The following is a 7,968-nucleotide window of genomic DNA, read 5'->3' as shown; positions in this document are numbered from 1 at the left end:
TTAATAGTATTTAATCGAGAGAGTTTTCGTCATAAAGAATCTTTACTAAATCGATAAAATGGATGTTGGCAAGTAGCTACATTTTTAACTGCCAAACTATGCATTTCCTACTTGCCAAATACACATTTGAATACCTTCCGTGAAATAGCGCTGGAAGAACAAGAATATGAGGAATGTAGGTATAAATGACACGGCAGAACCAGCCATTTCAATCCCAAAGTTCCCTTCTTTTCCAAGCATAGAGGCTAAACCAAGGGTAATCGGAAACATTTTCTCTTGCGTCAAATAAATTAGTGGTTGGAATAAATCATTCCAGTTGGAAATAAATGAAAACGTACCGACTGTCGCAACAACTGGTACAGCGAGTGGCAAAATAACTTTGAAAAATATTTGGATATCATTAGCGCCATCAATATAAGCCGCCTCTTCCAAATCATTTGGTATACTTTGAAGGAATTGTCTAACTAAAAATACTCCCATAATCCCCCACAATTCCGGAACAATTAACGCCCAATATGTATTGATCCATCCGAAGTCAGAGAACATAATATACTTAGGAATAATTAATAGTTGTTGAGGAATCATAATAACCGCCATGAAAATCCAAAATAGAATTTCTCGACCTAAAAATTGTTTCTTTGCAAAAATATAACCAAGAACCGCACAAAATAGCATTTGACTAGCTACCGGAATAACGGTAATAATTACAGAGTTGAGAATCCATCGTAAAAACATACCGTCTCTCATTATATAAATATAATTTTTCATTGTTGGAGGGTCCGGTATCCAAAACAGAGGATCTATCTGTGCAAATTGAACATCTTTTAAGGATCCTAAAATCATAATGGTAAAGGGCAATAGAAAACAGAATCCTAAAACAAATAACGCTATATACGTAATAATCTTTTTAACCATTTTGCGGTCTCCTTTCTACGCACATTAACTCTTTTAGTAATGTTTGGAATCTTGCCCCAAGTATTTTCGTTGAATCAATGAGATGATTAAAATAATCGAGAATAATACATAGGATAATACCGCAGCATAACTTAAATTCAAGCTAGTAAATCCTTGTTCATACAAATAATAAACAATTGTTGTCGTTGCGTAACTTGGGCCTCCGCCTGTTAGTAAATAGGCCGAATCAAAAATTTGAAAGGATCCTATTGTTGTTGTAATCAATACATAAAAGTGAATAGGTTTTAATAACGGAAACGTTATATTCCAAAATATTCTAAAGGATGAAGCACCATCTATCCGTGCCGCTTCATACAATCCACGATCAATTGACTGCAGTCCTGCAAAATAGTAAATCATCGTTGTTCCAGCCACTTTAAAAATACTAAGTCCTGCCAATACTGCGAGTGCTTGGCTAGAGTTCGATAAAAACAACTGTGGTTCAATGCCAACGAAGCTTAGGATGTAGTTAACCATCCCTACTTCTGTACCTCCAAATAACCAGCCCCAAATCCCTGCGATGATGACAAATGACGTCACTACCGGCAAGAAAAATATTCCCTTGAAGAAGCCCGCGAACTTTACACGCGAGTTAATAATGACTGCAAGGAGTAATCCTAAAGCCATGGTTGGTAGAATATAATAGACTGAAAACATGACTGTATTCCAAATAGCCTTCCAAGCCAATTTATCTGTCAGTAAATACTTCCAATGCTTTAGCCCGACAAACTCTGGATCACCAATTATTCTCCAGTCCATAAAAGTTAGGTAAAAACTCAATAAAAATGGATAGATCTGAAAAACAATAAAATGGGCAATGACTGGAATTAAAACGATATAAACAATCGCATTGCGCTTCCACTCACGCTTAAGTTTTTTTCCTAGAGAGATCTTATTCTTTTTAGAGCTTAGTATATTACTCAGTGTACTCACCCTTTCACTTGTTTCAGCGGAAGTTCCCCTCTTCTATAATTTAGCTAGTTGAATGTTGAAATTTGAGGGGGGTAGTTGTGTTAAGACAGTTTGATTCGGCCAGGTAGTAACAAAAAGCTTGATCGTTACCTGATCAAGCTCTTTGTTATACGAACTATTTTATGAATGGTACGTTGGTTTCATTGATGTGTAACCAAAAAACGCTTTTTTAATTCATTTTTCCCTTAACGGCTTCGGCAGCTGCATCCGCGGCTTCTTGTGGTGTTTTCTTCCCTTCTAACATTGCTTGAATTTCCGCTTGAATCAAGGGCATAATGGTGCGTCCTTGTGGGTGGATCACGCCAGGTAATGCATATTGCGTATAGCCTGCAAGCTGCTCAAGATACTTTTGTTCACCAAAGATATCTTTTGCAGATTCACGCGTAGGAATATATTGAGTAACCGTGTTAAATTTCTTTTGATTGTCTGTGTTTGTCATCACTTTTATGAATTCTGCAGCCGCAGCTGGATTATCTGTATTGACCGGTGCCACAAACATACCCGTTGTTCCATACGTCAATTGTTCTTTATGTTTCATCGGTGGTGCAATTACAAATTCGAAATTATCTTGGCTTAATAAGCGGCTAACTGAAATGCCTGAACCTTGCACAGCTAACATTTTTCCGCTTTCCCATAGCCCATCATGCTCCATTGCAGTAATTGAATCTGCTGGTATCCATCCTTTTTCATACATATTATTAATAAACGTAAATGCTTCTACACCCGCTTCATTGTTGATCAAAACTTCGTTATCCTCTGTTACAACATTACCGCCGGCTTGCCATAGGAATGGATATAACGTTCCATTCATTGATCCTCCACCTTGAAAGCTTGTTGCATAAAATCCTTTGTCTTTTGCCTTTGCAGCCCATTTTTCAAACTCTTCCCAAGTTGCAGGCAAATTTTCTGGATCCTCACCAATTGCTTTTACTACGTCAACATTATAAATATAAGTATAGGCTTCTTGTAGAATGGGAAGTCCATATAATTTATCCTTCCAAGTAGTAGACACTAATGCCGTATCTACAAAATCTTCAATATCGAAGCCTTCTAAATAGGGATCTAACTCTAAAAGCATACCTACATCAGCATACTGTGGCATTTGGTCAGGGATTACATAGAATACATCCGGACCATTGTTCGCCGCTAAAGCTGTCAATACTTTTTGGTCACGATTCGCCCAAGGAATTTGTTCGAAGTTTACTTTCACACCTGTTTCCTGTTCATAAGATGCAATGATTTCTTTCCACATTGCTCCTTCAGTTTCTTGGTCTCCTGTAAATGGATGTGCCCAAACCGTTATTTCTCCAGATAGTTCATCCTTACCTGATGTCTCAATTTTTTCTTCATCTTCTTCATTGGTCTCTTCTGGTTCTTTATCCTTTATGTCTGCCTCGTTTGCGCTACAACCAACAATTAAAGCACCCATTAAAATTAATACTAGTAAAAACAGAAACTTCTTCATCCAAATGACCCCTTTCGAATTTTAGTTCATCCTATAACCTAATAAAATTACGACTATATATTCTACACCTCCTCTAATAGCACAATATATGAAAGCGCTGACAATAAACTGTTTTATTATCTAAGTAATCCAGCAGAGTCTATTCGTAAGACCTTCACTATTAGTACTAGTAAAACAAATAACCTGAAATGACTAAATTGACTGTTAATCTGACTTTAGATTACATGAATAATTAGTAAGAGACAAGTCCCTAAAGCGTCTTTAATTGCAATTGCAAAAACTTTCACTCTAAGGTTTTTCATTACTTACCTATTAATAAAGGTTGCAATTTAGATAGTTTTCAACATATAGTTACTTCAAGAGGTGAGAAATTTGATTGGTTGGGATAACTTCAATAGAATCGCTTATAGAATGATTGAATTAGCTTATATTAATATACTCTGGATTGTCTTTACACTTATCGGATTAGTTGCTTTCGGTATTTTTCCCGCTACATCTTCTATGTTTGTAGTCGTTCGCAAATTGATTAAAGAAGAGGAAAGTTTCAAGATATTCCCTGCATTTTGGAATGCATTTCGGGCAGACTTTTTGAAAGTAAATGGTTATGGCCTTCTTTTCTTAACTGTTAGTTACTTCTTCTTTTTTGATTTTTATTTCTTACAACAAAATAGTGGTAAGTTGCAATTTTTATATCCAATATTAATTTTTTTACTTATTTCCGGAACTGTAACGTTCCTATTCTTCTTTCCCGTCTACGCACATTTCAATTTAAAGTTCTTTCAATACATTAAACAGTCTTTCTTAATTGCCATTACATCCCCTATTGAAGTCATTTTGATTGGTGCTACTGCGGTAGGGATCTACTTTATTACAACATTCATTCCAGGTATTATCCCCTTATTTCCAGGAAGTGTCTTTGCCTATGTAGCTACATTAATAAGTTTCCGGGCATTTGCACGAATAGAAACACGAAAAAACGTACAAATATGAAAAACTGACAGTCATACTGATTCGTCAGTCTTTTTTCAGATTGGATTATTAAAATAGCCGAAAGTTTAAGAACGCTTAAAATTTATCATGACCTTTACATACTTCCTAGGCATGAACCTAAGGACGAAATTATCTAACCAAGCTCAACTCACGAAACTCTGTAGATGCGCCTAACTGACGTTAGTCTATTAGACATGCTTGGTAGAAGCTTGTCGCCTTCCGCGCGTTTTGTTCTTTTTTGTCAACGCAAAAAAACCTCCTGACGTAGAGTTAGAAGGCAGACGTCCATTATGCGAAGCTTAACCGCTAATAGACTGTTGCTTTAACTACGTAAGAAGGTTGATATACCGCGGTTACACCGCACTACTATACGTCCAGAAGGTTTCGAGTTGTTTTTGGACGAGCGCTATCCTCTTGCTTCCCCCTCTTCACTTCAAAAAAGTTAAACGGGTAATTAAATACTACCTTATCGATATTTTCTAAAATTAACGGCTACGAATACGATTGTTAAATAAATGATACTGGAGGAAATGGCACCAATCATAACGCCCACTAGTGACATGTCTACTAAAATTGAAACAATCGTGCTTAGTAGTATGCCGAAGGCTAATGACAATGTTGACCAGATTAACACTTCCTTTAGAAAGTGAATTTTTATCATTTTTTCAGTCCAACCAATCACATGGTACATCTCGAATTCATCTTGACGCGCCAAGGTAATTCCTTGAATTGCTTTTATTAAAACGGAAATACTCAAAAGGACTGTGGAAATGACAATGAGTAATCGAATATATAAGCCTTCATTTAATATGAACGTTCCTAATGTTGTAACTGTGGACGTATCCCATAACGCATAAATAGATGACAGTTGCAGTTGAGTTATACAAGCCGCTAACAGTAAAACAAGCATCGTAGGCACTAATAATGATTTATAATATTGAATGCTAGCAAAAAATCTATAGCTCTTTGAACGATTACTCTGACTAGTATTCATATAAAATACAACAGTAAGTAGAATGACACTTACAAGTAGGAAACTTCCGATTACGATATATGCTAGAGTTCCGTATCCCAAAACGAGGGCTACGCATGTACTCAATATAATGGAAATAAAGATTAAAATGAGTTGCTCAGTCATATTTTTAACACGTATACTTCTCTTTTGCCATCCGAGATAAAACAAAATATCATTTTCTTTATCTAAACGGTTCCGTTCAAATCCAAGATGACATAAAAACCAAAATACCCCAAACAGAATAAATAAACTAATGCTAAGAGTTGTATCCAAGTTCCAGGCACCGGATAATAACTGTGCTACCCCTAATGTAGTCCAAGGAGACGTGACTTCACCAATACCTTCAACGATGATATTATTACTTGTAAAGGATGATCCAGCAACAATATCGACTACATAACCTTTTTTGGATAATTCAGTTGCCAGCCCTTCGATTCGTTTTTGAGCTTCATCATCATAGGCTGCAATATTTTTTAATTTTATTCTGATGGCATCAATTGGCTGATCACCTTTTATCAAACTTGCAGCTTCTAATGAGGTGACTCCTGCTGTTGGGGCCGCAATAAAACTTCCAGGGGTAACAGTTGGTGTCACAACCGTGCCATCTAACGTTTTCACGTCATTTGTACTGTATATTCCCAATGGACTTGAAGTAAGTGAGTTGCTATCTTCTTCTGCAGTAAATGTCCCCATTTGCCAAATCATAAATGGAGCTTTCCCCTCATTTAAATAGCTACTCCCCGCTTCCTTTACTACTTTGTAATTGGGCGGTGAACCTTCCTTAACGATATCAACATACATTTTCTTATCTTTTAAAGCATAATCAATTTTTGAGGCGGTATAGTATTTTCCAGAATCGTTGTATAAAGTACCACCTTCACCTTGAGCTAATAAATCTATGTTGAAGTGTTGGTCTAAAGATAATTGTTGTCCATCGAAAGGGCTTTGATACTTCGATAAATCAATGTGATAAGTTTCTAAATCCAGGCTTTTTAATGCTAGTAAATCATTATCAAATTCTTTTCTCTTCTTTTCTTCCAGAAATTGAAGTTGGTACACAATCGATTCGTTGTTAGATAACCCATACTTTTTATAAAGCTCATTAAGGGATAAGTCTACTCTTTCCACAGTCACCTCGAGGGACAGAGGGATTTGAAAGTTTTCTCGTTGCAAAATAGGAACTACAGGTGCATTTCCTCTAAATTGAGAAAACATGTTTATATTATCTTTTTCTTGATCCGTAAGTTCTCTATGCAGTTCTGAAAAATCAATTCCAGTAAGTAATGTCTCACTTTCTGTATCAATTGCTGTTAATAAGTAATAACTCTGCGGAAAGGAAATATCTAAACCAGTATCGAAAATATTATATTCTTTACTGAAATCCGGGTATGTATCGATCGCATATTGATATTGATTATCAATAAGTTGGAAATAATACATTCCGTGACTTGGAGATACAGGGTATTCATTGATTCCATCACTAGTCCAAAATCTATACTCAAACCTTGCAGGATAGTCAAAAGCGGGAAGACTTATGGAAGCAGTGTTACTTGTGAAATATCCTAAAGAAGCAACTGGTGCTGCAATTTCTATTTCTGGATGTTCTTTTAAACTTTCCCATTCTGAAATAGAAATTCCCCCTGCCCCATCCCCTATATAATTTTCTTCAACAGTTTGCAAGGTTATTTCTATATTAGTTCGTGCACCTTCAGGACGAACTAACAAATCATAGCTGCCTCGGCTATAATTCTCTAGGTTTTCTGACACAATTCGCTTAGTTTCCTGAGAGGTTTGTATACCAAATGCTGTAAGGAGAATGATCGCTACCATAGCAATAACAGTCACGACAGACTTGGACTTTTGATTACGAATTCTTTTCCAGCTCATAGAGATCATAAAACTTTCACCACTTCGCTTAACGAATTGTTCTTTAATTCGTAAAGTCTATCGCCCTCATAAGCCACTTCATCATCGTGTGTAACAACAATGATAGCATGTCCTTTTTGTTTCAACTCCGTCAATATTTGAAGTACTTGCTTTTTATTATCATTATCTAAATTACCTGTTGGCTCATCACATATGATTAACTTTGGGTCATTTATCAATGCCCTTGCAATAGCGACTCTTTGCTTTTCCCCACCAGATAAACCAGATGGCAGTCTATTATAATAGCTTTTATTTATCCCGACCTGATTTAATAAATGCACAGCTTTTTTTCTTATCTGGTCACTTTTTTTGTCCTTAGAAAGTGGTAAAACAACGTTTTCTAAAACACTGTAGTAAGGTAGTAGCTTAAAATCCTGAAAAATAAACCCGATTTGCAGTCTTCTAATATCCGATTTCTGACTTTCCGTTAAATTATGTACGGGAAAGCCATCTAACTCAATTGTTCCCCCATCGATTTGATTGATGCCTGCAATGCAGTTTAATAATGTTGTTTTCCCCGTCCCTGATGGACCTATGATACTAATCCATTCCGTTGCTTGAACGGATAGTGAAACATTTTCAAATAAAAAGCTATCAGTATCATTAAATGAGCTTTTTGTTATGTGATCTACTACTAACAATTCCA

The 7,968-nt window shown here is 36.1% G+C and carries 6 protein-coding genes; 1 reads left to right on the top strand and 5 read right to left on the bottom strand.

Features of this window, described 5'->3' with window-relative positions:
* Nucleotides 1–96 precede the first annotated feature (96 nt).
* The 3 genes from QT711_RS07275 to QT711_RS07265 all read right to left on the bottom strand — a co-directional run bounded on the left by QT711_RS07275 (nt 97) and on the right by QT711_RS07265 (nt 3,391).
* Entirely contained in the window at nt 97–915 is an 819-nt protein-coding gene (locus QT711_RS07275) for a carbohydrate ABC transporter permease (RefSeq protein WP_317943003.1), read from the bottom strand.
* 33 nt (nt 916–948) lie between these two features.
* Nucleotides 949–1,869, bottom strand: coding sequence for a carbohydrate ABC transporter permease (locus tag QT711_RS07270; RefSeq protein ID WP_398295747.1), 921 nt, complete (start codon nt 1,867–1,869; stop codon nt 949–951).
* A gap of 226 nt (nt 1,870–2,095) precedes the next feature.
* The gene (locus tag QT711_RS07265; RefSeq protein ID WP_317943000.1) at nt 2,096–3,391 is read right to left on the bottom strand and encodes a sugar ABC transporter substrate-binding protein; all 1,296 of its coding nucleotides are present in this window, start codon (nt 3,389–3,391) and stop codon (nt 2,096–2,098) included.
* 372 nt (nt 3,392–3,763) lie between these two features.
* On the opposite strand from QT711_RS07265, the gene QT711_RS07260 reads away from it, so the two are divergent.
* Nucleotides 3,764–4,381 (top strand): YesL family protein, encoded by a 618-nt coding sequence (locus tag QT711_RS07260; protein ID WP_317942999.1) that lies wholly within the window; start codon nt 3,764–3,766, stop codon nt 4,379–4,381.
* A 466-nt stretch (nt 4,382–4,847) separates the two neighbouring features.
* Here the strand turns inward: QT711_RS07260 and QT711_RS07255 are convergent, their stop codons facing one another.
* Both QT711_RS07255 and QT711_RS07250 read right to left on the bottom strand, forming a co-directional pair.
* The gene (locus QT711_RS07255) at nt 4,848–7,226 is read right to left on the bottom strand and encodes an ABC transporter permease (protein WP_317942997.1); all 2,379 of its coding nucleotides are present in this window, start codon (nt 7,224–7,226) and stop codon (nt 4,848–4,850) included.
* A 62-nt stretch (nt 7,227–7,288) separates the two neighbouring features.
* Nucleotides 7,289–7,963 carry an ABC transporter ATP-binding protein gene (locus QT711_RS07250; protein ID WP_317942996.1) on the bottom strand — a complete coding sequence of 225 codons (675 nt, stop codon included), beginning with the start codon at nt 7,961–7,963 and terminating at the stop codon, nt 7,289–7,291.
* Between the last annotated feature and the right edge of the window lie 5 nt (nt 7,964–7,968).

Source organism: Sporosarcina saromensis, from assembly GCF_033253735.1.
Taxonomy (GTDB): Bacteria; Bacillota; Bacilli; order Bacillales_A; family Planococcaceae; genus Sporosarcina; species Sporosarcina saromensis.
This window is presented reverse-complemented; position numbering and strand designations above follow the sequence as displayed.